The organism is Mesorhizobium sp. M7A.F.Ca.US.008.03.1.1, from assembly GCF_003997495.1.
GTDB lineage: Bacteria > Pseudomonadota > Alphaproteobacteria > Rhizobiales > Rhizobiaceae > Mesorhizobium.
The window spans coordinates 59844-83005 of the sequence record NZ_RZRU01000008.1 but is presented as its reverse complement, the minus strand read 5'-3'; the positions used below and the strand labels follow the sequence as shown (position 1 = coordinate 83005).

The 23162-nt window shown below is 63.5% G+C and carries 17 protein-coding genes; 10 read left to right on the top strand and 7 right to left on the bottom strand.

Going from position 1 to position 23162, the window contains the following annotated elements; genetic code table 11:
- Window positions 1-79: 79 nt before the first annotated feature.
- From EOA16_RS13095 to EOA16_RS13070, 6 genes are all read right to left on the bottom strand, one after another.
- A complete protein-coding gene (locus EOA16_RS13095; protein ID WP_127258497.1) occupies window positions 80-1087 on the bottom strand; it encodes an NAD(P)-dependent oxidoreductase in 1008 nt (335 codons plus the stop codon).
- Window positions 1084-1518, bottom strand: coding sequence for an EamA family transporter (locus tag EOA16_RS13090; protein WP_127258815.1), 435 nt, complete (start codon window positions 1516-1518; stop codon window positions 1084-1086). The genes EOA16_RS13095 and EOA16_RS13090 overlap by 4 nt, the downstream gene beginning before the upstream one ends.
- A gap of 151 nt (window positions 1519-1669) precedes the next feature.
- Window positions 1670-2995: an FAD-binding oxidoreductase gene (locus tag EOA16_RS13085; protein ID WP_127258495.1), complete on the bottom strand. Its 1326-nt coding sequence runs from the start codon at window positions 2993-2995 to the stop codon at window positions 1670-1672.
- A gap of 2 nt (window positions 2996-2997) precedes the next feature.
- Window positions 2998-4431, bottom strand: a complete 1434-nt coding sequence (locus tag EOA16_RS13080; protein ID WP_127258493.1) for a UbiA family prenyltransferase — start codon at window positions 4429-4431, stop codon at window positions 2998-3000.
- 205 nt (window positions 4432-4636) lie between these two features.
- Complete coding sequence (locus EOA16_RS13075) at window positions 4637-4900, bottom strand: hypothetical protein (RefSeq protein ID WP_023812335.1); 264 nt, start codon at window positions 4898-4900, stop codon at window positions 4637-4639.
- 154 nt (window positions 4901-5054) lie between these two features.
- Window positions 5055-7541, bottom strand: coding sequence for a mechanosensitive ion channel family protein (locus tag EOA16_RS13070; protein WP_127258491.1), 2487 nt, complete (start codon window positions 7539-7541; stop codon window positions 5055-5057).
- A gap of 239 nt (window positions 7542-7780) precedes the next feature.
- Here EOA16_RS13070 and EOA16_RS13065 point away from each other — a divergent pair, with 239 nt between their 5' ends.
- From EOA16_RS13065 to EOA16_RS13045, 5 genes are all read left to right on the top strand, one after another.
- The gene (locus EOA16_RS13065; protein ID WP_127258489.1) at window positions 7781-9040 is read left to right on the top strand and encodes a sarcosine oxidase subunit beta; all 1260 of its coding nucleotides are present in this window, start codon (window positions 7781-7783) and stop codon (window positions 9038-9040) included.
- A 17-nt stretch (window positions 9041-9057) separates the two neighbouring features.
- Window positions 9058-9369, top strand: a complete 312-nt coding sequence (locus tag EOA16_RS13060; RefSeq protein WP_127258487.1) for a sarcosine oxidase subunit delta — start codon at window positions 9058-9060, stop codon at window positions 9367-9369.
- Window positions 9366-12359 (top strand): sarcosine oxidase subunit alpha, encoded by a 2994-nt coding sequence (locus EOA16_RS13055; protein WP_127258486.1) that lies wholly within the window; start codon window positions 9366-9368, stop codon window positions 12357-12359. The genes EOA16_RS13060 and EOA16_RS13055 overlap by 4 nt, the downstream gene beginning before the upstream one ends.
- Window positions 12352-12954, top strand: a complete 603-nt coding sequence (locus tag EOA16_RS13050) for a sarcosine oxidase subunit gamma (protein ID WP_127258484.1) — start codon at window positions 12352-12354, stop codon at window positions 12952-12954. Before EOA16_RS13055 ends, EOA16_RS13050 begins: the two co-directional genes overlap by 8 nt.
- 174 nt (window positions 12955-13128) lie before the next feature.
- The gene (locus tag EOA16_RS13045; protein ID WP_127258482.1) at window positions 13129-14571 is read left to right on the top strand and encodes an MFS transporter; all 1443 of its coding nucleotides are present in this window, start codon (window positions 13129-13131) and stop codon (window positions 14569-14571) included.
- A gap of 11 nt (window positions 14572-14582) precedes the next feature.
- On the opposite strand, the gene EOA16_RS13040 is transcribed toward EOA16_RS13045, so the two are convergent.
- Window positions 14583-15287, bottom strand: coding sequence for a nitroreductase (locus EOA16_RS13040; RefSeq protein WP_164754246.1), 705 nt, complete (start codon window positions 15285-15287; stop codon window positions 14583-14585).
- A gap of 225 nt (window positions 15288-15512) precedes the next feature.
- On the opposite strand from EOA16_RS13040, the gene EOA16_RS13035 reads away from it, so the two are divergent.
- Genes EOA16_RS13035 through EOA16_RS13015 form a run of 5 tightly spaced genes read left to right on the top strand, consistent with a single transcriptional unit; the run spans window position 15513 to window position 23052 of the window.
- Entirely contained in the window at window positions 15513-16055 is a 543-nt protein-coding gene (locus EOA16_RS13035; RefSeq protein ID WP_164754263.1) for an XRE family transcriptional regulator, read from the top strand.
- A 20-nt stretch (window positions 16056-16075) separates the two neighbouring features.
- Entirely contained in the window at window positions 16076-18529 is a 2454-nt protein-coding gene (locus EOA16_RS13030) for an FAD-dependent oxidoreductase (RefSeq protein WP_127258478.1), read from the top strand.
- Window positions 18526-19431, top strand: coding sequence for a homocysteine S-methyltransferase family protein (locus EOA16_RS13025; protein WP_127258476.1), 906 nt, complete (start codon window positions 18526-18528; stop codon window positions 19429-19431). The genes EOA16_RS13030 and EOA16_RS13025 overlap by 4 nt, the downstream gene beginning before the upstream one ends.
- Entirely contained in the window at window positions 19424-20605 is a 1182-nt protein-coding gene (locus EOA16_RS13020) for a pyridoxal phosphate-dependent aminotransferase (protein WP_127258474.1), read from the top strand. Before EOA16_RS13025 ends, EOA16_RS13020 begins: the two co-directional genes overlap by 8 nt.
- On the top strand, window positions 20602-23052 hold the full coding sequence (locus tag EOA16_RS13015) for an FAD-dependent oxidoreductase (protein ID WP_127258472.1): 2451 nt from the start codon (window positions 20602-20604) through the stop codon (window positions 23050-23052). Before EOA16_RS13020 ends, EOA16_RS13015 begins: the two co-directional genes overlap by 4 nt.
- Window positions 23053-23162: the final 110 nt, after the last annotated feature.

The following is a 23162-nucleotide window of genomic DNA, read 5'->3' as shown; positions in this document are numbered from 1 at the left end:
TTGGCCATGACGGTCATTTCGATCTCCTGTCTGCGCGCACGACCAGGATCGGGCGCAACGAAAGCTGTTTTGCGAGCCGCTATTCGGCGGGCACATGTGTGGTGGCGACTGCGTAACCGGCCTTCTTGGCGCGGTACTCGCTATAGGCAGCGATCAGCATGTCCTCGTCGCGATATTGCGGAACCCAGTCGAGCTGACGCCCGGCCTTGGACACGTCGAGCACGCACTCCTCGTCGGCGATCAGATACTGTTCCGGGTCCATGATCGGCATGTTCATCAGGTCGAGCAGGTCGAGCGTGCGCTTGACCGCCCAGCCCGGTGTCGGGATCAGGATCGATTTCGAGCCGGCATGCCTAATCAGATCGCCGAGCAGCTTCTTGACCGGCGGCGGATTGAGCGAACCGAGATTATAGGCCTCGTTTGGCACGCCGGCCTTCCAGGCCGCGCGGGCGGCCTCGGCGCAGTCGAACACCGAGATGAACTGATAGGGATTCCTGCCCGAACCGATCATCGGCACCGGAAAATTCCAGTCGATCAGCTTGAACAGTTTTTCCAGGATGCCGAGCCGGCCGGGACCGATGATCAGGCGCGGGCGAAACAGCGAGATCGACATGCCGCGCTTGCGCCATTCGGCGGCAAGCTCCTCTGTCTTCTGCTTCGACCAGCCATATTCGCCCAGCGGCGCGACCGGATGTTCTTCGGTCATCGGCTGCGTAACCGTGTGGCCGTAAATCATGTCGGTCGTGTAGTGGACGAGTTTTGACGCACCGGCTCCGTCCATGGCCTGCATGATGTGCTCGGTGCCGTGGAAATTCACAGGGAAGAAAAAATCGTGCCGCTTGGCGCGCACCTGGATCGGCGACAGCATCTTGGCCGACAAATTGTAGACCATGTCGTCGGCCTCCAGCCCAACCGCGGCGACCGAGGCCGGATCGGTGACGTCGCATTGGATAAAGCGGACGCCGCGGTAATGCGGCAGGTCGCTTTTGACGATGTCGGCGACGACAACCTCTTCACCATCGGCCACGAGCTTCGGGGCAAGATGGCGGCCGACGAAACCGTCGCCGCCGAAAATCACATGTCTCATCGAACGATCTCGTTTGCTTGGATCTTGTCGGGTGTGATGGAAGCGGTCTGGTCCTCATGCCCTCGCCCACTCTGCGCGATCAGCACCGTGCCGACGCAGATGAAGGCGATGCCGGCGATGCGCCAGCCATTGAGATCCTCGCGGAAGACGAAATAGGCGAAGATCGCGACGGCGACATAGGCGAGGCTGAGGAACGGATAAGCGAAGGAGAGCTCGACCTTGGACAGCACGTAGAGGTGCGAGGCCATCGAGATGACGAAGGTGCAGAGGCCCAGGAACACCCAGGGGCTGAAGACGATCTGTAGCAGCTTGACGAGCGGATTGCCCCCCTCGAACGAGATCGGCCCGAGCGACATCATGCCTTGCTTCAGCATCAGCTGTGCAGCAGCATTGGTCATGACCGTAAAGAGAATGAAGACGATGTATTTCATGTGTTCCAAGCCACCCCTTCACGCTTCCTATTACAAACCCGCAAACATTTGGTGAAGTCCCAACAATATTTTGAGTGAATCGTATTATTAACCATCAATTAGCCAAGAATTATTCGAATTTTATCTATTCGGCCGCCTCGACCGAGTCTCGTCACGCATCCAATCTCTTCGCAGTGCGCGCCCAGAAGTCAGACATGAAGGCGTGGTCTCGGAGCGCTTCCAGCCGCTGCCATTCGGGAAAGGACGAAGCGAAGATTTCGGCCCCCATGCGGGCGTCCTTGTACGGATTGACCGCGCCGCCGGCCTCGACCGTGATGCGGTCGAGTTCCCGCAGCAGTGTCAGCGTCGCGGCGCCCTTGTTGGGGAAATCCAGTGTCAGCGTGTAGCCGGGACGCGGAAACGACAGCAGCGCCGGCGAGCGGATGGAGCCAAAGCGTTTCAGCACGGTGAGGAACGAGCCCTGCCCGGCTTTCCTTGCAGCCGCAAGCAATGCCGGCACGGCCTCGCGCGCCGTCTCTTCCGGCATCCCGCTCTGGTGCTGGAAAAGCCCTTTCGGCCCATAAAGCCGGTTCCAGTTGCGCACGCCGTCGAGCGGGAAGAAGAAGCCCTGATATCCGGCCCGGCGCGGCACCGTTGCCCGGCTCTTCCTCCACCTGTAGGCAGCGTTGAAGGCGGTCAGGAACGGCCGGCTGAGCACATTGAACGGCGGCTGGACCGGCACCGAGAAATTGCCGCCGACGCGCGAGGCGGCATGCGAGCCGTGCTCGGCGTGATTGCCCGACAACAGCAGGCCGCGACCGCTGTTGCGGCCGCCGGCCAACTGGTCGATCCAGGCGACCGCATATTCGTTGGCCTGATCGGCAGCCTCGGCCAGGTCGAAGAATTCGCCAAGATCGCGAAACGGCGTCGCCTTTTCGACGATGTCGAGGGAATGCACCCGCATCAGCCGGATCGAGGCCGACAGGATGAGACCGGTCAGGCCCATGCCGCCGATCGTCGCCGCAAACAGCCGCGCATTGTCTGTCGCCGAGCAGCGATGGGTCCTTCCATCGGACCTGAGCAGCGTGAAGCTCTCGACATGGCAGCCGAAGGTGCCGCGCCGGTGATGGTTCTTGCCATGCACGTCATTGGCGATGGCGCCGCCGAGCGTGACGAATTGCGTGCCTGGCACAACGGCGGGGAAGAAGCCGTAAGGGGCGGCGTGGGCGATGATGTCGGACAACAGCACGCCGGCATCCGCCTCGAGAACACCGGTTTCGGCGTTGAAGGCGTGGATCCGGTTCAGCGATCGCATATCGACGACCGCTCCGGCCTGGTTCTGGCAGGAATCGCCGTAGGAGCGGCCATTACCATAGGCAAGCAGCGACGCCGGCTTGGCCTGACCGCCCTTCAGCAGCGCGATCGCCTCGTCGGCACCGATGGCGCGCGGCGCCGGCGGTGTGGCAAGGCCGAAGCTTGGGAACCGCTCGATGGCCATGCCTACCAGCCCCCGATGACCAGCATCACCGCACCGATCAGCACCACGATCTGGCTGCGCCAGTCGCGGATGATGAACACGACTGGATCGTCATGCATCTCGTTGCGGCGCGCCAGGATCCAGACGCGCATGGTGAGATAAAGCACGATCGGCGCCAGCGGCCAGATCAGCCATGGATGCGGATAGAGTTCCCGCACCGCGACACTGTCCATGTAGAGTGCCAGTACCAGCGCCGAGGAAAAGGCCGAGGCCATGCCGGCCTGGGCGACGATCTCCTGGTCTTCGGTGCGATAGCCGCGACCGGCAATGCGCTCGCCAGGCGGGATGGCGGTGGTGCGCAATTCGACGAAGCGCTTCACCAGCGCCAGCGACAGGAAGAAGAAGATAGAGAAGGCCAATAGCCAAAACGAGACGTCGACGCCGGTCGCCGCCGCGCCGGCCAGGACGCGGATCGTGTAGAGGCCGGCGAGCGTCAGCACATCGACCAGCAGCATGCGTTTGAACGACAGCGAATAGGCAGTGGTGACGACCATGTAGCCGCCGAGCACAGCCAAGAATTCGGGCGACAGAAACAGCCCGGTGCCGATGCCGATCGCCAGAAGCACCGCGATCGCGCCAAGTCCGAACGGGATCGACAGCGCACCGCTGGCGAACGGCCTGTTGCGCTTGGTGAGGTGTTTGCGGTCGAGCGCGAGGTCGAAGAAATCGTTGAGGATGTAGATGGCCGATGCCACCGCGCTGAACGAGACGAATGCCAGCAGGCATTCCCAGATCATGTCGGTGTTGAAATATTCATGCGAGAGCACCATCGGCACAGCGATCAGCGAATTCTTCAGCCACTGATGCACGCGCAGCATCTTGACGATGGTCCGCAAAGTCGGCTTCGGCACCGGCACCGTCTCGGCGCCACGTGCCGCTTGCCAGCGCGCGGCATGGCGGTCGGGCGCGACGACAATCGCGTTACGTGCGGCATCGAAGACCTGGAGGTCATGGCGGCTGTTGCCGGCATAGTCGAAACCGCCATCGCCATAGGCTGCGATCAGCGAGGCGCGCTTCCTGCCCGAGGTGAGATTGGCGAGACCATCGGTGGCCAGCACCTGGTCGAAAATGCCGAGATGGGCCGCGATGGCGTCGGCGAACTTGCGCGGCGTACCGGTCGCCAGCACGATCTTGCGGCCTTCGGCGTGCTCGGTCCGGAGACGGCAAAGCAGCACCTCGCGATAGGGCAGCGATGCCGGATCGATGTCGATGCGTTGCGCGATCGCCTGCTTCAGCCGCGCCGGTCCGCCTGCAATCCAGAACGGTACGAGGAGGATATAGAGCGGGTTCTTCTTGAGAAGGATGAACAGCCCTTCCCACAACAGGTCGGTCGCGATCAGCGTGCCGTCCAGATCGACCGCAAGCGGTATTGCGTTCCTGTCCGACCGCGCATCCATGTCCGTCTCGCCCTGCCCGCGTAGAGTTGCGCGCCGCTTTTCGGCGTCTTGAGAGGCTGGTATAGCGGGCGATGGCGTAGCGAACGTTAAAACGCACGGTTGCAGACGGCTGCCATGGCGGTATTTCCGGCGTCATTGTTAAACAACCGCTACCGGAAACGATAAAAGGCCGGGCAAATGCCCGGCCTCTGCAATCATGACGCTATTACTTGATGCGGGCGACACCGCCCGAGATCTCGACGGTTTCCGAACCGGTCAGGGCTTCGAGGTCGCCATTGGGCAAGGTGACGAAGCAGCCATTCGGGCAGAACTCAACCGTTTCGCCACCGGCCAGCGCAAGGTCGGTCTTGCTGCCGCCCTCCGTCACGACCAGCGTGCGGGTCTCGGCGTCCTTGTTGACCGCGCTCGCGGCATGGACCGAACCGATGGCGGCGACCAGGGCGACGGCAGCGACGAGAGACTTCCACATGGTGCAATATCGGTGTTCCCACCGCCTCTGTTGCATTTCGCAAGGCATTTTCGCCTTGCATGGAGCTTATATGAGATGAAAGCTGAACCGCAACTGAATGCCCCATTCATGCCGCAATCGATTCCGGCAGGATTGGGGTCGACGGAGTCCGAGCCTAGTCCGGATCCGGTTTCTTGGTTTTGCGGGACTTGACCAGTCGCTTCTTCTCCGCCTCGGCTTCGGCCCTTATCTGCTCCTGTTCGGCGAAGTCGGCCTCGATCTTGTCGTCGTCTGTCGGCCAGGCCTTGGGCTTGTGGGCCTCGACCACGGCGCGCGGCGTCGAGGGGATCTCGATGTGTTCGCTGCTGAATTTTTCGAGGACGGCAAAACGGATGTCGTTCTGCGCGATGTTGCCGTTCATCACATCGGCCAGGAACACGCGGATCTCGAATTCCAGGGCGGCAGGGCCGAAATTGGAAAACAGCACGAAGGGTTCGGGGTTCTTCAGCACCATCGGGTGGCTGCGGGCGATCTCCAGCAGGACGGCATGAACCTGCTTGACGTCGCTGCCATAGGCGACGCCGACCTTGATGTCGACGCGGCCGAGCTTGTTGCGGTGCGTCCAGTTGCCGACGGCGTTGTTGATCAGGTTGGAATTGGGCAGGATCACCGATTGCCGCTGGAAGGTTTCGATCTCGGTGGCGCGCACGCTGATCTTCTTGACCGTTCCGCTGACATCGCCGGCGACGATCCAGTCGCCGACCTTGAACGGCCGCTCGGCCAAAAGGATCAGGCCGGAGACGAAATTGGACACCACATTCTGCAGGCCAAAACCGATACCGAGGGAAAGAGCGCCGGCGACCAGCGCCAGGCTGGACAGGTCGATGCCCGCCGCCGAGATGCCGACCAGGGCCGCGAGCGCGACGCCGGCATAGCCGACCGCCAGCCTGATCGAGTTGCGCACGCCGGTATCGACCTTGCCACGCGCCATCACGGAACCGTCGAGCCAGCCCTGGAACCAGCGCGTCAGGAAATAGCCTATGACGAAGACGACGATGCCGGAGAGGATGCCGGTGACCGAGATCGTCACCGAGCCGATGTTGATCCCGGTTGCGAGCTTGTAGGCCCAAGCCTGGATATCGCCGGGCTGGAAACCCCACATCAGCAGGATCAGCGGCAGGAAGACCAGCACGATCATCACATTGATGGCGACGCTGACGACAAGGCCGAGCTGGTCGAGTGCGGTGTCCTCGTAGCTCGAATTGTCCGACAGCCAGCGCCCGACAGACGTGTTGGCGAAAGCGCCCTCCTCGCCGATCGCCCGCGCCGACAGGAAGCCGATATAGGCGGTGATTAGCGCGGTGCCGGTGACGACCACCTGCAGCGAGACGAACAGGGCAAGGCCGATGTAACCGAGCAGCGCGGCGACGATGGTGAAAAGACCGAGCGCAAGCGCTGTATAGCGCAGCCATGCCGGCCACGGCCGCCAGCTTCCGTCACGCGCCCTGAACGGCCTCAGCATCGCCATTAGGATCAGGATGATGCCGACGATGATGGTGGCGCCGAAACTGCGGGCGATGGTCAGCGACAGCGGCGAGCCCATCTTGTCGTTGATCACCGACAGGAAATAGTTGACGCCGATGACCACGGCCATGGCGGTCGTCAGCCGCACCAGCCAGCGTGCCGGACCTGTCTCGACTGGGATAAGGCGCCAATTCGGCAGCCGCGGCTCGAGCGCCGCATTGGTCAACCGGTTGACGCAGAACACCACCCCGATGACGGCCGCGAGCGCATTCAGGAAGAGGCCGATGTCACCGCGCAACACATTGTAATAATTGAAAAAGAACACTGTAGAGGCCAGAAACACGCCGACCGCCAGCGTCGGCAGCAAGGTCGACCAGAAGGCAACCGACAGACGACTGAGATAGGACGGGTCTTCATTGGAAGGGTCGGCTTCGAACACACGCCCGAACAGGCGCCTGCCGCCGACCAGCAGCACCAGCGCCAGCCCGAGCGCCACGAAGGTTGCCGCCAGGATGGCCTGGAACTTGAACTTGAAGGCGAAGCTCAGCCAGGACGACACCGCCTTGTAGAAATTGCCGAATTCGTCCCTGGCGTCCGAGAAGACCTGCGGGCTCAGTGCATCGGACAGCACATAGCGCTTGGTGAGCACATTGCGGAACAGCTCGCTGCGCATGTTGCCGATCTTGTCGATCAGCCCGCTGATACGGATCGAAAGCGATTGGGCTTGCGCAATGACGGCGTTGATCTCCGCCTTTTCCGACACCAGCGCCTCGCGTTCGCCGCTGACGATGTCGGGCTCCGGCGGCTGACCTGCCGCAGGTGCCGCGCCAAGCTGCTCGAGACGGCCGTTGATCTCGCCAAGACGCGTGCGGAAGGCCAGTGCGCTGTTCAGCGATTGCCGCGACAACTCCTCGAGCTGCAAGCGGATATCGACGAGGCTGCTATCCTCCTCGGCGTCCTGCTGGATCTGCTTCTCGAAATTGTCGGTCTTGGTCGTCAGCGCCTGGATGATCTTCTGCTGGTCGGCGACCAGTCCGGCAGGCGCCTGGCCAAGCCCCTGTGCCACCGCATCGAACGACAGCGGCGCCGAGACGGCAAGCGTGAGGATCAAAATGAGACGAAGCAATCGGAAAAGCATGATTTGTTGGCGACTCATCGGCGGCAAAGGCAAATTGAAAGCCTGCTCTTGATAAAGACGGCCCTATCATGGGGCAAGCCGTCGTATCGCGAGCCCACCCGATCATTGGCCTCAACCGATCACTCACTCCGATTGATCCCATCCCAAGCGTCGGCCAGTCGAAAGGCGATGGCGCAATATTGGCTTTGCGGATGCGGCCTGCTCTATAGTCTGCCGCATCGCCCGAACCGGATGACATCATGGCAGAGTACTCGGCCTTTTCGCTGCTCGCGAACGCGCTCAAGGGAAACAAGGACTGGAAACCGGCATGGCGCAAGCCTGACCCGAAGGCGTCCTATGACGTCATCATCATCGGTGGCGGCGGTCACGGGCTGGCGACCGCCTATTATCTTGCCAAGGAACACGGCATCACCAATGTCGCCGTTGTGGAAAAGGGTTGGCTCGGCTCCGGCAATGTCGGCCGCAACACCACGGCCGTGCGCTCGAACTATCTGCTGCCGGCCAACACCCGCTTCTACGAACACTCGATGAAGTTGTGGGAGAACCTGTCTCACGAGCTCAACTACAATGTCATGTTCTCGCAGCGCGGCTGTCTGAACCTGGCGCACACGCCGGCCCAGTTCGACGACTATGCAAGGCGCGGCAACGCCATGCGCCATCTCGGCGTCGACGCGGAATTGATGACACCGGCCGAAATCAAACGTCTGATCCCGGCGCTCGATATCTCCCACAGCGCCCGCTTTCCGGTCGTCGGCGGCCTGATGCAGCGCCGCGCCGGCACCGCTCGCCACGATGCTGTGGCCTGGGGCTATGCGCGTGGCGCCGACCGTCGCGGCGTCGACATCATCGAGAATTGCGAGGTCACCGGCTTCCTGCGCGATGGCGACCGTATATCAGGCGTCGCCACTTCGCGCGGCGACATCCGCGCCAGGAAGGTGGCCGTGGCGGTCGCCGGCAGCACCGGACGCGTCATGCAGATGGCAGGCATCGAGACGATGCCGATCGAGAGCCATGTGCTGCAGGCCTTCGTGACGGAATCGCTGAAACCCTTCATCGACACGGTCGTCACCTTCGGCATGGGCCATTTCTACATGTCGCAGTCGGACAAGGGCGGCCTCATCTATGGCGGCGACATCGACGGCTACAACAGCTACGCCCAGCGCGGCAATTTGCCTGTCGTCGACGAGGTGATGAGCGAAATGCTGGCGCTGTTTCCGGGCCTCGCGCGCGTGCGCATGCTGCGCTCCTGGGGCGGTGTCTGCGACATGTCGATGGACGGCTCGCCGATCATCACCACCGGTCCCCTGCCCGGCATGTATCTCAACTGCGGCTGGTGCTATGGCGGCTTCAAGGCGACGCCGGCTTCCGGCTGGTGCTTTGCCTGGACCATCGCCAAGGACCAGCCGCACGACCTCAACGCCCCCTTCACGCTCGACCGCTTCCACCGCGGCTTGGTGATCGACGACAAGGGCCAGGGTGCAAACCCGCGGCTGCATTAGGCAATAGGTAGAGTCCAATGTTGATCACTTGCCCCTATTGCGGCCCGCGTGACGTCATCGAGTTCACCTATCAGGGTGACGGCAATCGTGAGCGTCCCGACCCCGCCTCGCAGAATTTCGAGGCGTGGAATGCCTATGTCTATGACAGGCTGAACCCGGCCGGGGATCACAACGAGATCTGGCAGCATTCCGGCGGTTGCCGCACGCATCTCAAGGTCGTGCGCAACACGCTGACGCATGAGATTTCCAGCGTCGCCTTCATGCGGGGCGATCATGGGCGCGGCGATCATGGCTCGGCCGCGCGCCGCAAGGCTGAGGACAAGTCATGAGCCCGCGCCGCACCGACACTGGCGGCCGCGTCGATCGGCTGAAAACCATCCGCTTCACCTTCGATGGCGCGCCCTACACCGGCCATGCCGGCGACACGCTGGCGTCAGCCCTGCTGGCCAAGGGCGTCACGCTGTACGGACGTTCGTTCAAATACCACCGCCCGCGCGGCCTGCTCACCGCAGGCGTCGAGGAACCCAACGCCCTGGTGACGGTGCTGAAGGGCAAGGTCCGCGAGCCCAACATTCCGGCGACCATGGTCGAGATCCATGACGGGCTGGTCGCCATCAGCCAGAACCGCTTTCCCTCGCTTGCCTGGGACATCAATGCCGTCAACCAGCTTGGCGGCAAGATCCTGTCGGCCGGCTTCTACTACAAGACCTTCATGGGACCGGTGTTCGGTCCGCTCAAAGGCACGCGCTTCTGGATGTTCTGCGAACACTTCATCCGCCGCGCAGCCGGTCTCGGCAGTGCCGGATCGGCGAAAGACCCGGCCCGCTACGAGCGCATGAATGCCTTTTGCGACGTGCTGGTGGTCGGCTCAGGGCCGGCCGGCCTGATGGCCGCCAAGGCCGCCGCCGATCAGGGTGCGCGCGTCATGCTGGCCGATCTCGAGCCGCTTTTCGGCGGCTCGGCTAACTGGTCCGATGAAACCATCGATGGCGCGCCTGCCGCCGATTGGGCGCGCCGCACCGTCGCCCAACTCGCAGGCCGCGACAATGTCCGGCTTCTGCCGCGCACCACGGTGTGGGGCTACTACGACAACAACACGCTTGCCGCGCTCGAACGGGTCAGCGACCACAAGGAGCAGCCCGGCAAGGGCGAACCGCGCCATCGCTATTGGGCGATCCGCGCCAAATCCGTGGTCTTGGCCACCGGCGCGTTCGAGCGGCCACTCGTCTTCCCGGGCAATGACAGGCCAGGCGTGATGCTGGCGCATGCCGCCGAGCGCTATGCCAATGAATTCGGCGTGCTGCCGGGCGAGCGGATCGCGCTGTTCACCAACAATGACAGCGCCTATCGGGCGGCCGTCGCCTTGAAGAAGGCCGGTGCCGCGGTCGTCGCCATCGCCGATGTCAGGCCGGAACTTTCGCCGGAGATGCGCAAGCTGGCCGCGGAAGCCGAGGCCGAGATCTTCGCCGGCCATGCCGTCGTTGCCACCGAAGGCGGCAAGGCGCTGTCCGGTCTCAAGTTGCAGCGCTTCGACATGACCAACGGCACGCTCATCGGCGATCCACGCAGCATCCATGCCGATTGCCTGCTGATGTCGGGCGGCTGGTCGCCGACCATCCATCTGGCCAGCCAGGCCGGTGCCAAGGCGGAATGGAACGCCGCGCGGCAAGCTTTCCTCCCGCCAAAGCCAACACAGAGCTGGATCGGCGCCGGCGCCTTCACCGGCAGTTTTTCGACGCTCGAAGCGCTCGCCGAAGGACGCGCCGCCGGCCTCGCCGCCGCCGGCGGGCAGAGCACCCAGTCCATGCTGCCGACCGTCGAAGCAGTGCCTGGCGATCCCGATCCCGCCCCGGTGTTCGAGATCAGAGCCAAGGGCAAGAGCTTTGTCGATTTCCAGCACGACGTCACGGCTGAGGACGTGCGGCTGGCACACCGGGAAGGCTTCGTCTCGGTCGAGCATCTCAAGCGCTACACCACGCTCGGCATGGCGACCGACCAGGGCAAGAGCTCCAACGTGCCTGGCCTTGCCATCATGGCCGAAGCGCTGGGCAAGCCGATCCCAGAGGTCGGCACGACACGCTTCCGGCCGCCCTTTGCGCCGGTGTCGATCGGCTCGCTGGCGGCGGAGCGCTTCGGCGACCTGAAGCCCGAGCGGCTGACGCCGATGCATGACTGGCATCTGGCCAACGGTGCGACGATGTATTCCGCCGGCCTCTGGTATCGCCCGATGATATACGGGCTTTCAGGCGAAACGGTCGAGCAGGCCTATGTGCGCGAGGCCAAGGCGACGCGCGAACGCGCAGGGATCGTCGATGTCTCAACACTGGGCAAGATTGCCGTGCAAGGCCCCGACGCCGCCCTATTCCTCGACCGCGTATACACCAACATGTTTTCGACACTGGCCGTCGGCAAGGCGCGCTATGGCCTGATGCTGCGCGAAGACGGCCTCGCCTTCGATGACGGCACCACATGGCGGCTCGGCGAGCAGGACTTTCTGATGACCACCACCACGGCCAACGCCGGCAAGGTGATGCAGCATCTGGAATATTTCCTCGACGTGATCTGGCCGGAGCTGAAGGTCCACGTCACCTCGGTGACCGACGAATGGGCGGGTGCCGCGATCGGCGGGCCGAAGGCCAGGGAGATCCTCGCCACATGTGTCACCGGCACATCGGTCGACAACGCCACCCTGCCCTTCATGGGCATTGTGCGCGGAGAGATAGCAGGCGTGCCGGTGATGATCTGCCGCCTGTCCTTCTCCGGTGAAATGGCCTTCGAGGTCTATTCCGGCGCCGGCTACGGCACCCATGTCTGGGAAGCGCTTGTTGAAGCCGGCAAGCCGTTCGGGCTGGTCACCTACGGGCTCGAGGCACTGGGCACCATGCGCATCGAAAAGGGCCATGTCACCGGCGCCGAGATCGACGGCCGCACCACCGCGCGCGACTTGCATCTCGACTGGATGCTGTCGAAGAAGAAGCCGTTCATCGGCTCGGCGATGATGGACCGCGAAGGCCTGATCGCGTCGGACCGGCTGGAGCTGGTCGGCCTGATCGCCCTCGACAACCGGCCGCTCAATGGCGGCGCCCACATCGTCGAGGAGGTTGACGAAGCCAATCCGCACGGCTCCATCGGCCATATCACCGCCTGCTGCTATTCGCCGGCGCTCGGCAAACATATCGCGCTGGCGCTGGTCAAGGGCGGCAAGGCACGGCAAGGCACGCGCGCTCATGTCTCGGATTCCTTGCGCAACCGATTCGGGCCGGTCGAGATCGTCTCCAACCACTTCTTCGATCCGGACGGGAGCCGCATGCATGGTTGAGCCCCAATCACCCGAGCCCTTGTCGCCGCTTGAGCCCGAATTTCATGTGGGCTCGCACGGCAATTTCGAGCACGGTGTCGAGATCATCCTGACCGAGACGAGGCCGGGCTCGATCGTGCAGCTCGCCGCCTGGCCCGGCGAGGAGAAGAAGCTGATCGCTGCCATCCGCACCGTCACCGGGCTTGCGCTGCCCGATGGCGCCGGCGGCGGAGTGAGCGACGGGGTGAAGTCGGTGTTCGGCTTCGCGCCGGGGAAGTTCACCGTTGCCGACGAGGCCGAAGGGTTGGCCGCTGCCTTTGCCAAGGTGGTGACCCCGGCCATCGGCACGGTGACCGACCTCTCGCACGGCCGCACCGCCATTCGCATTGCCGGGCCGAAGGCCGAATGGGTGCTGGCGAAATTCTTCGCCATCGACTTTTCGCTGCCGGCCTTCCCTGTCGGCGCAGGCCGCTCGACCGCTCACCACGACGTCTTCGCCCAGATCCAGCGCACCAGTGCCGACCAGTTCGACATCTATGTCTTCCGCTCGTTTGCACGCTCGTTCTGGAAGGCGCTCTGCCACGCCAGCGAGGAAGTCGGCTACGAGGTGCAATAGGCCTGCGGCCATATCGCTGCGTTGCCTGCATCTGGCATCAACGCCAGCCGCTTCTGCCGCTAGAGAATCAGGCCGCAGGCGCCCATCGTGCGAAAACGTGGCCGCCCAACCGGCCCAGGGATATGAAAATCCCTTCTTCAAGAGTCGGCACATTCGTTTGGTTCGAACATCTCCATGACCGCAGAACTATCCGCCAGCGCCTCGGATCGCGCCGATGTGCCGGCCAGAGCCCTGCTCCTGCTGCCGCTGACGGTTGCCTGCGGCGTGTTCATGACCAGCCTCGACCAGAATGTCGTGGTGACCGCACTGCCGGGTATCAGCGAAAGTCTCGGCCGTCCGCCCAGTGAGCTCGGCTTGCTCATCACCGTCTATGTCGCCAGCCTGATCATCTCGATGCCGCTTGGCGGCTGGGCCGCCGACCGCTTCGGCCTGCGCAACGTCTACTGCTTTGCCTTGCTGGTGTTCGCTGCCTCGTCGGCGCTGTGCGGACTGTCCGACAACATCTGGACGCTGGTTGGTGCGCGTGCGCTGCAAGGCTTTGGCGGCGCCTTGATGGGCACGCTCGGCCAGGTCGTCATCCTGTCGACCTTTCCGCGCAGCCGAACGCTGAAGATCAACATGTACATCTCGCTGGCCGGCCAGTCCGGACCGCTGGTCGGTCCGCTCGTCGGCGGCGCGCTGACCACCTACATTTCCTGGCGCTGGATCTTCTTCATCAACGTGCCGTTTGCGCTGGCTGCGGCAATTCTTGCTGCCTCGCTGTTTCCGACGATGACCAAGCCCGTGCGCACGCCGTTCGATTTTCCGGGCTTCCTGCTGGTCGGCAGCGGCATGGTCCTGCTGGTCTTCGGCATGGATTCGCTGGCCGCCAAGGACGCCGCGGGCGGCATCATCGCCGCCGAACTGGCGCTGGCGCTCGTCATCCTGACCATCGCCTCGTTCTACTGCCTGCGTGTGCGCAATCCGCTGCTCGATCTCAAGCTTTTGCGCATCCGCACCTTCCGCATTTCGTTCCTGACCGGCGGCGGGCTGGATACGATCGGGCTCAGCTCGGTGGTGTTTCTGCTGCCCTTGATGTTCCAGCTCGGCTTCGGCATGAGCGCGGTTCAGGCGGGATCGCTGACTTTTGTCGCCGCGGTCGGCTCGGTGGCGATGCGGTTCTTCATGCCGCGCGTCCTCAACCGTTTCGGCTTCCGCCGCGTGCTGGTCTACAACACGCCCATCGTCGCCGCCCTGGTTGCCGGCTTCGCGCTGATGCAGGCGACGACGCCAGTGTGGATCGTGCTCACCTACATCTTCGTCTTCGGCGTCTTCCGCTCCGCGCAATGGGCCTCGACCGGCAATCTCGCCTATTCCGACATCGCGCCCGAGCAGCTCGCCCGCTTCAGCGCGCTCTATTACATATTGTGGCAGCTGGCGGTCGCGATCAGCGTCGGCCTGGCCGCCGCTGCACTGTCGTTTCTGGCCGGCGGCGGTCCGGCCGTCGCCGACGACTTCCGCATCCTGTTCGTGATCGAGGGCGTCATCACGCTCTGTGCACTGCTTGCCTACCTCAAGCTGACACCGCAGGACGGCGCCCATGTCAGCGGCCACGGTGCCCAGATGAATACGGAATGAGGCTGGCTGGCCTATTCGCTGAACGTCACCCACTCTTCCAGCGGCACGCGGTCGGTGCGGAAGGCGTTTTCAGGTTTTGACGTATCTTCATAACCAAGCGCCATGCCGCAGACGACGATCTCTTCGTCCGGAATGTCGAGCACCGGCCTGATCTGCCGGTGATAGGGCGCGAAGGCCGCCTGCGGACAGGTGTGCAGACCCCTCCCCCTAGCTGCGACCATGATGTTCTGCAGGAACATGCCGTAGTCGATCCACGAGCCCTGGTTGAGGCGGCGGTCGATGGTGAAGATCATGCCGACCGGGGCATCGAAGAAGACGAAGTTGCGGTCGTGCTGGGCGCGCATCTTGTCGACCTCGCGGCGACCGATCCCGAGCGCGCCATAGAGGCCGAAACCGTTGGCGCGGCGGCGGGTCAGATACGGCTCGAAGAACTGCGTGGGATAATACCGGTACTCGTCCCAATCAGCTTTTTCGGCGCGAATGCCGGAATTGAGAATGGCGTCTGATATCCGCTGTTTGCTCTCGCCCTTGGTGACATAGACCTTCCATGGCTGCATGTTGGTGCCGGATGGAGCGCGCGCCGCAACCTCCAGAATGGCGCGGATGGTGTCGTCGTCGACCATGTCGGGCAGGAATGCGCGCACCGAACGGCGCGACAGGATCGCCTCGTCGACAATCTCGGCATCGCCCGCAATTCGGGGGTTATTTTCCAGCATGGGCCGTCCCTTACCCTTTGTCTCGATCGGACGTCCCCACTCGCCGCTCTCGGCGGAGCCTTTGCATGAACCGTCAAAATCGCGCAAGCAAATCTTGTGCATCCGTGAAAATCTACTTGATTTTTTCATGAGCTTGATTTCTCATGAAATTTGACGGTATTTTTTCATGAAGAGAGCGTTTTGCCTTCGACTACCGCAAGAACATTGCAGGGACCTGACGAACGCGTGCTGGCCGGCGATATCAGGGCCCTGCGCAAGGCGCGCGGGCTGACACTCGCGGAGATCGGCCTGAAGCTTGGCCGTTCGGTCGGCTGGGTCAGCCAGGTCGAGCGTGGCCTGTCGACGCCATCGCTCGGTGACCTCAGAGCCTTCGCCGAACTGTTCGGGGTGCCGATCAGCCTGTTCTTCAGCCATGACGTGCCTGTCGAAAGCGAGCGTGGCGTGGTCGTGCGCGCCGGCAGGCGCCGCACGCTTGGCACAAGCGAATCCGGCTTGGTGGAGGAGCTTCTGTCGCCCGATCTCGGCGGTAGCTTCGAGATGGTGCGTTCGGTCTTCGCGCCGGGCGCGGAACTGAAGGCCGAGGCGCAGCGACCGACCGAGGAAGCCGGATACGTCGCGTCCGGACTGTTCGACATCGAGATCGGAGGTGTCTGGCATCGGCTTGGCGAGGGCGACTCCTTTCGCTTCGAAGGCAAGCCCTACCGCTGGCGCAATCCGGGTGCCGAGCCTGCAATTATCATCTGGGTGGTTTCACCACCCGTCTATTGAGTTCAAGTTTGGAGAAGAACATGGCGGGTTTGCCGAGCACGGCGCGCGTGGTGATCATCGGAGGCGGCGCCGTCGGCACCTCCGCGCTCTATCACCTCGCCAAGGCGGGCTGGACCGATTGCGTGCTGCTCGAAAAGAACGAGCTGACCTCCGGCTCGACCTGGCATGCCGCCGGCAACGTGCCGACCTTCTCCTCGTCCTGGTCGCTGATGAACATGCAGCGCTATTCGACCGAGCTTTATCGCGGACTGGCCGACGCGGTCGACTATCCCATGAACTATCACGTCACCGGCTCGCTGCGCCTTGCCCACTCGGTCGAGCGCATGCAGGAATTCCAGCGCGCCAAGGGCATGGGCCTCTACCAGGGTATGGACATCGACATTGTCGGCGTCGACGAGATCCAGCGTCGCTATCCCTTCATCGAGACGCATGAGCTAAAAGGCGCGCTCTACGATCCGAGCGACGGCGACATCGATCCGGCGCAGCTCACCCAGGCGCTTGCCAAGGGCGCGCGCGACATGGGCGCCAGGATCATCCGCTTCTGCCCGGTCACAGGCGTGCGCCGCGAGAACGACGAGTGGGTGGTCGAGACAGCACAGGGCGAGATTCGCTGCGAGATCGTCGTCAACGCCGCCGGCTACCGCGCCGCCGAAGTCGGCCGGATGTTCGGCCGCGACGTGCCGATGATGGTGATGAGCCATCAGTACATTTTGTTCGAGGAAATCCCCGAGCTGGCGGCATGGTCGAAGGAGCAAGGCAAGAAACTGCCGCTGCTGCGCGACGTCGACACCTCCTACTATCTGCGCCAGGAGAAGAATGGCATGAATCTCGGCCCCTATGAGCGCAATTGCCGCGCGCATTGGGCCACCCACAACGACCCGATGCCGGAGGATTTTTCCTTCCAGCTGTTCCCTGACGATCTCGACCGGTTGGAACATTATCTGGCCGACGCCGTCGCCCGCGTGCCGATCCTGGGCACCGCCGGCCTGTCCAAGGTGATCAACGGGCCGATACCCTACACGCCGGACGGCAATCCGTTGATCGGTCCGATGCCCGGCGTTCCCAATGCCTACGAGGCCTGCGTCTTCACCTTCGGCATTGCCCAGGGCGGCGGCGCCGGCAAGGTGCTGGCCGAATGGGTGACAGAGGGCCAGACCGAATGGGACATGTGGTCATGCGACCCGCGCCGCTTCACCTCCTTTGCCGCGGCGCCGGACTATTGCGTCGCCAAGGGCATGGAGATCTACGGCAACGAATACGCCATCCAGTTCCCGCGCCATGCCTGGCCGGAAGGGCGCGACCGCAAGCTGTCGCCGATCCACGATCGCATCAAGGCGCTCGGCGGCCGCTTCGACGCCTATAATGGCTGGGAGCGCGCTACCTGGTATGCGCAAGACGGCGATGATGTTTCAGAGGAAGCGACACTGACCTTCCGCCGCGAAGGACCGTGGCACCGTCGCGTGCGCGAGGAGTGCCTGGCCGTGCGCGACGCCGCCGGCATCCTGGACCTGCCGGGCTTCTCGCGCTTCAACCTGGAAGGCCCGGGTGCCGCCGAATGGCTGAGCCTGCAGGTCACCGGGCTGGTGCCGAAGCCAGGCCGCATCGGCCTCGTCTATTTCGCCGACGACAAGGGCCGCATCGTCACCGAAATGTCCGTGGTGCGCCACGACGAGAATGTGATGACGCTGATCACCGCCGCGGTCGCGCAATGGCACGATTTCGAGTGGCTGAAATCGCGCATGCCCAAGGACGCACCGTTCAAGCTGATCGACCGGACCGAGGAATTCTCGACCCAGATCCTGGCAGGCCCGAACTCGCGAAAAATCCTCGCTGATGTCTGCGAAGCCGACCTCACTCTGCCATGGCTGACGCATCAGGAGACAAAGATCGCCGGTCGCTGGGCCAAACTCGTGCGCGTCTCCTTCGCCGGCGAACTCGGCTGGGAAATCCACACCAGGATCGACGACACATCAGCCATCTTCAATGCCATCTGCGCGGCAGGCCAGCAGCACGGACTGAAGCCGTTCGGCATGTACGCGCTGGATTCGCTCAGGCTCGAAAAAGGCTACCGTACCTGGAAGGGCGATCTGTCGACCGACTATTCGATCCTGCAGGGCGGGCTCGAACGCTTCGTCAAATGGGACAAGCCCGACTTTCGCGGCAAGGCGGCACTGCTGAACGAAAAGCAGCAAGGCGTGAAGAAGCGCTTCGTCACGCTGGTCGTCGAGAACCCCGGCGACTGCGACGCCCCTTCAGTGTCGACGCTGTGGCACGACGGCAAGATCGTCGGCGAGACGACGTCAGGCGGCTGGGGTCATCGGATCGACAAATCAATCGCACTCGGCATGCTGCGCGCCGACCTGGCCGAACCAGGTACATCAGTCGAGATCGAAATCTTCGGTGACCGCTTTCAGGCGATCGTGCAGAAGGATGAACCGCTGTGGGATCCGAAGAACGAAAGGCTGCGCGCATGAAGAAAATCATCCTCACCGATGGCGGGATGGGCCAGGAACTGGTCCGCCGCAGCAAATCCGATCCGACGCCGCTATGGTCGGCCAGGGTGCTGATCGACGAGCCGGATCTGGTGCGCGACCTGCACGCGGAATTCATCCGTGCCGGCGCACGAATCATCACCATCAACACCTATTCTGCGACACCCGAACGGCTGGCGCGCGAGGGTGCGGAAGACCTCTTCAAGCCATTACAGAAGCGCGGCATCGAATTGGCCAGGCAGGCCCGCGACGAGGCCGGCGATGCAGCCATCGCCGGCTGCCTGTCGCCGCTTTTCGGCAGCTATGCACCGGCGCTGACCATTTCCTTCGAGGAGACGCTCGATATTTACCGCCGCATCGTTGCCGAGCAGGCCGATGGCGTCGACCTGTTCCTGTGTGAAACCATGGCGTCGGCGGACGAAGCCCGCGCGGCGGTCACCGCGGCATCGGAAAGCGGCAAGCCGGTATGGGTGTCGTGGACGCTGGCCGATCACGGCAAGCCGCGCCTGCGCAGCGGCGAGGCAATAACAACCGCGGCGAGCGTGCTCGATGGCCTGCCGGTCGCCGCGCGGCTGGTCAACTGCTGCCGGCCGGAAGCGATCGCCGCGGCTTTGCCTGAACTGATCGACCTCGGCGGCCCGGTCGGCGCCTACGCCAATGGCTTCACTTCAACCGAAGCACTCAAGCACGGTGGCACCGTCGATGTGCTGCACGCTCGTCACGACCTTGGCCCGCATGCTTATGCCGACCAGGCGATCGGCTGGGTGGAGGCTGGGGCAAGCATCGTTGGCGGCTGCTGCGAAGTCGGACCTCCGCACATCGCCGCTCTGCGCGACCGGCTCGAACAGGCCGGCTACGAAATTTCGGGAGTTTTGCATGCCTAGACCATCATCGCGCATTTCCGGCATCGTGCCTTCGGGCAAGGACGGCTGGGAAGTCCATTTCGCCGCCTGGACGCGCAAGGAGGCCGGCGAAGACATCATCATGCTGTCGGTCGGCGACCATGATTTCGATACGCCTTTGCAGACCATCGAAGCCTGCGTGACCGCGGTTCGCGGCAGCAATCACCACTACACCCCGCTTCCTGGCCTGCCGCGCCTGCGCACGGCGATGGCGGCAGCTTCGAGCGCCTGCACCGGCGTCGAGACGTCGCCGGATCAGGTGATCGCCACGCCGGGCGGCCAGGCCGCACTCTACGCGGCGGTGCAGGGCGTGCTCGACCAGGGCGATCACGCCATCGTCGTGGCGCCCTACTATGCCACCTATCCCAACACGTTCAGCGCCGCAGGCGCTGATTTCACCGTCGTCGAGACACCGGCCGAGGATGGCTTCCAGCCACGTGCCGACATGATCCGCGCGGCAATCCGGCCGAACACGCGCGCCATCCTGATCAACACGCCGAACAATCCGACCGGTGCGGTCTATTCGCGCGAGAGGCTGGAGCAGTTGGCAGAAGTCTGCCGGGAGCACGACCTCTGGCTGCTGTCGGACGAAGTCTACTGGACGCTCGGCGGCGGCGAGCACGTCTCGCCGCGCTCGCTGCCAGGGATGGCCGAGCGTACGCTGGTCATCAATTCGATGTCCAAGAGCCACGGCATGACCGGCTGGCGCATGGGCTGGCTGACGGGACCGGAGAAGATGATCACGCTCATGATCAATCTCAATCTGGTGACGACCTACGGCCTGCCGGCCTTCATCTCGATCGCTTGTTCCGAGGCGCTGGAGAACCGTTACGGCGTCAGTGAGATCGCCGAACGTTACGCGGCACGCCGCACCGTCTTGCTCGACGCCATGCGGGGCATGAACGATGTCACCGTGCGCGGGTCGGAGGGCGGCATGTATGTCATGCTCGACATATCGGCGGTCGAACCGGATGACGAGAAATTCGCCTGGGCCCTGCTCGACAACGAAAAGGTTGGCGTGATGCCCGGCTCCAGCTTCGGCGAGGCCGCCGCAGGCCACATTCGCATCAGCCTCTGCCAGCCCGAACCCGTGCTGCGGGAAGCTGCACTTCGTCTGCGCCGCTTTGCTTCCAGCTACGGTCGCGAGGCAGCATGACCGCCAAGGCAGTTCCCGCCAAAGCAAGAGCGGTCATCATCGGTGGCGGCGTTTCCGGCTGCTCGGTCGCCTATCACCTGGCCAAGCTCGGCTGGACCGATATCGTGCTTCTCGAACGCAAGCAGCTGACGTCGGGCACGACATGGCATGCCGCCGGCCTGATCGGCCAGCTGCGCGGTTCGCAGAACATGACGCGGCTGGCGAAATATTCCGCCGACCTCTACGTCAAGCTGGAAGCCGAGACCGAGGTCGGCACCGGCATGCGCCAGGTCGGATCGATCACCGTGGCGCTGACCGAGGAGCGCAAGCACGAGATTTACAGGCAGGCATCGCTCGCCCGTGCCTTCGATGTCGACGTGCGCGAGATTTCGCCCAGGGAAGTCAGCGAGATGTACCCGCATCTCAATGTTTCCGATGTCGTCGGCGCCGTGCATCTGCCGCTCGACGGCCAGTGCGACCCCGCCAATATCGCCATGGCATTGGCCAAGGGCGCGCGCCAGCGCGGAGCGACCATCATGGAAAATGTGAAGGTCACCAAGGTCCACAGCAAGGCCGGCCGTGTCACCGGCGTGTCCTGGGCGCAGGGCGAGGACCAGGGCATGATCGAAGCCGACATCGTCATCAATTGCGCCGGCATGTGGGCCCGCGAACTGGGCGCGCGGAACGGCGTCACCATCCCGCTGCATGCCTGCGAACATTTCTACCTCGTCACCGAACCGATTCCTGGCCTCAGCCGTTTGCCGGTGCTGCGCGTGCCCGATGAGTGCGCCTACTACAAGGAGGACGCCGGCAAGATGATGCTCGGCGCCTTCGAACCGGTGGCGAAGCCGTGGGGCATGGAAGGCATTCGCGAGGATTTCTGCTTCGACCAGTTGCCCGAGGATATGGACCATTTCGAGCCGATCCTCGAAATGGGCGTCAACCGCATGCCGATGCTGGCGACCGCCGGCATCCACACCTTCTTCAACGGCCCCGAAAGCTTCACCCCGGACGACCGCTACTATCTCGGCGAGGCGCCGGAACTGTCCGGCTACTGGATGGCCACCGGCTACAATTCGATCGGCATCGTCTCCTCCGGCGGCGCCGGCATGGCGCTGGCGCAGTGGATCAATGATGGCGAAGCACCCTTCGACCTGTGGGAAGTCGACATCCGCCGCGCCCAGCCGTTCCAGAAGAACCGCCGCTATCTCAAGGAGCGTGTCTCCGAAACGCTCGGCCTGCTCTATGCCGACCATTTCCCCTACCGGCAGATGGCAACCTCCAGAAACATCAGGCGGTCGCCGCTCCATGAGCATCTCAAAGCACGTGGCGCCGTGTTCGGCGAAGTCGCTGGCTGGGAGCGCGCCAACTGGTTTGCACGAGAGGGCCAGGAGCGCGAATACCGCTATTCCTGGAAGCGCCAGAACTGGTTCGACAACCAGCGCGAAGAACACCTGGCGGTCAGGAATGGCGTCGGCCTGTTCGACATGACCTCCTTCGGCAAGATCCGCGTCGAGGGCCGCGACGCCTGCGCTTTCCTGCAGAAGCTCTGCGCCAACGACATGGACGTCGCGCCGGGCAAGATCGTCTACACCCAGATGCTCAACCGGCGCGGCGGCATAGAGAGCGATCTCACGGTCTCGCGGTTGTCCGAGACGGCGTTCTTCCTGGTCGTCCCAGGCGCCACGCTGCAGCGCGATCTGGCTTGGCTGCGCAAATACGTCGCCGACGAGTTCGTCGTCATCACCGACGTGACGGCGGCCGAAAGCGTGCTCTGCCTGATGGGCCCGGACGCGAGAAAGCTGATCCAGAAGGTCAGCCCGAACGATTTCTCCAATGAGAAAAATCCGTTCGGCACGTTCCAGGAAATCGAGATCGGCATGGGCCTGGCCCGCGCCCACCGCGTCACCTATGTCGGCGAGCTCGGCTGGGAACTCTATGTCTCGACTGATCAGGCCGCCCATGTCTTCGAGGCGATCGACGAGGCAGGTGCGGATGTCGGCCTGAAACTCTGCGGCCTGCACACGCTGGATTCCTGCCGCATCGAAAAAGCCTTTCGGCATTTCGGCCACGATATCACCGATGAGGACAATGTGCTGGAAGCCGGCCTTGGCTTCGCTGTGAAGACGGCCAAGGACGGCTTCATCGGCCGTGATGCCGTGCTGCGCAAGAAGGAGACCGGATTGAACCGCCGACTCGTTCAGTTCCGTCTGAAGGATCCGGAGCCCCTGCTCTTCCACAACGAGGCGATCCTGCGCGACGGCAAGATCGTCGGCCCGATCACATCTGGCAATTACGGCCATCACCTCGGCGGCGCGGTCGGGCTGGGCTATGTGCCATGCCAGGGCGAGAGCGAAGCGGATGTGCTGGCTTCATCCTACGAAATCGAGATCGCCGGCGAGCGTTTTGCGGCGGAAGCCTCGCTGAAGCCGATGTACGACCCGAAGTCGGAACGGACGAGGATGTAGCTCTTCCTTCTCCCCGTTCACGGGGAGAAGGTGGCCCGAAGGGCCGGATGAGGGGCGGCGCCAAGATCGGCAAGGTTCGCGCTGCCCCTCATCTGCCTGCCGGCATCTTC

Bases quoted from the DNA above. Each gene is read 5' to 3' on its own strand.
- EOA16_RS13065 (WP_127258489.1), top strand. From the start codon at position 7,781: ATGGCAGAGTACTCGGCCTTTTCGCTGCTCGCGAACGCGCTCAAGGGA.
- EOA16_RS13020 (WP_127258474.1), top strand. From the start codon at position 19,424: ATGCCTAGACCATCATCGCGCATTTCCGGCATCGTGCCTTCGGGCAAG.
- EOA16_RS13050 (WP_127258484.1), top strand. From the start codon at position 12,352: ATGGTTGAGCCCCAATCACCCGAGCCCTTGTCGCCGCTTGAGCCCGAA.
- EOA16_RS13015 (WP_127258472.1), top strand. From the start codon at position 20,602: ATGACCGCCAAGGCAGTTCCCGCCAAAGCAAGAGCGGTCATCATCGGT.
- EOA16_RS13060 (WP_127258487.1), top strand. From the start codon at position 9,058: ATGTTGATCACTTGCCCCTATTGCGGCCCGCGTGACGTCATCGAGTTC.
- EOA16_RS13055 (WP_127258486.1), top strand. From the start codon at position 9,366: ATGAGCCCGCGCCGCACCGACACTGGCGGCCGCGTCGATCGGCTGAAA.
- EOA16_RS13095 (WP_127258497.1), bottom strand. From the start codon at position 1,087: ATGAGACATGTGATTTTCGGCGGCGACGGTTTCGTCGGCCGCCATCTT.
- EOA16_RS13090 (WP_127258815.1), bottom strand. From the start codon at position 1,518: ATGAAATACATCGTCTTCATTCTCTTTACGGTCATGACCAATGCTGCT.
- EOA16_RS13040 (WP_164754246.1), bottom strand. From the start codon at position 15,287: ATGCTGGAAAATAACCCCCGAATTGCGGGCGATGCCGAGATTGTCGAC.
- EOA16_RS13075 (WP_023812335.1), bottom strand. From the start codon at position 4,900: ATGTGGAAGTCTCTCGTCGCTGCCGTCGCCCTGGTCGCCGCCATCGGT.
- EOA16_RS13025 (WP_127258476.1), top strand. From the start codon at position 18,526: ATGAAGAAAATCATCCTCACCGATGGCGGGATGGGCCAGGAACTGGTC.
- EOA16_RS13030 (WP_127258478.1), top strand. From the start codon at position 16,076: ATGGCGGGTTTGCCGAGCACGGCGCGCGTGGTGATCATCGGAGGCGGC.
- EOA16_RS13045 (WP_127258482.1), top strand. From the start codon at position 13,129: ATGACCGCAGAACTATCCGCCAGCGCCTCGGATCGCGCCGATGTGCCG.
- EOA16_RS13080 (WP_127258493.1), bottom strand. From the start codon at position 4,431: ATGGATGCGCGGTCGGACAGGAACGCAATACCGCTTGCGGTCGATCTG.
- EOA16_RS13085 (WP_127258495.1), bottom strand. From the start codon at position 2,995: ATGGCCATCGAGCGGTTCCCAAGCTTCGGCCTTGCCACACCGCCGGCG.
- EOA16_RS13070 (WP_127258491.1), bottom strand. From the start codon at position 7,541: ATGCTTTTCCGATTGCTTCGTCTCATTTTGATCCTCACGCTTGCCGTC.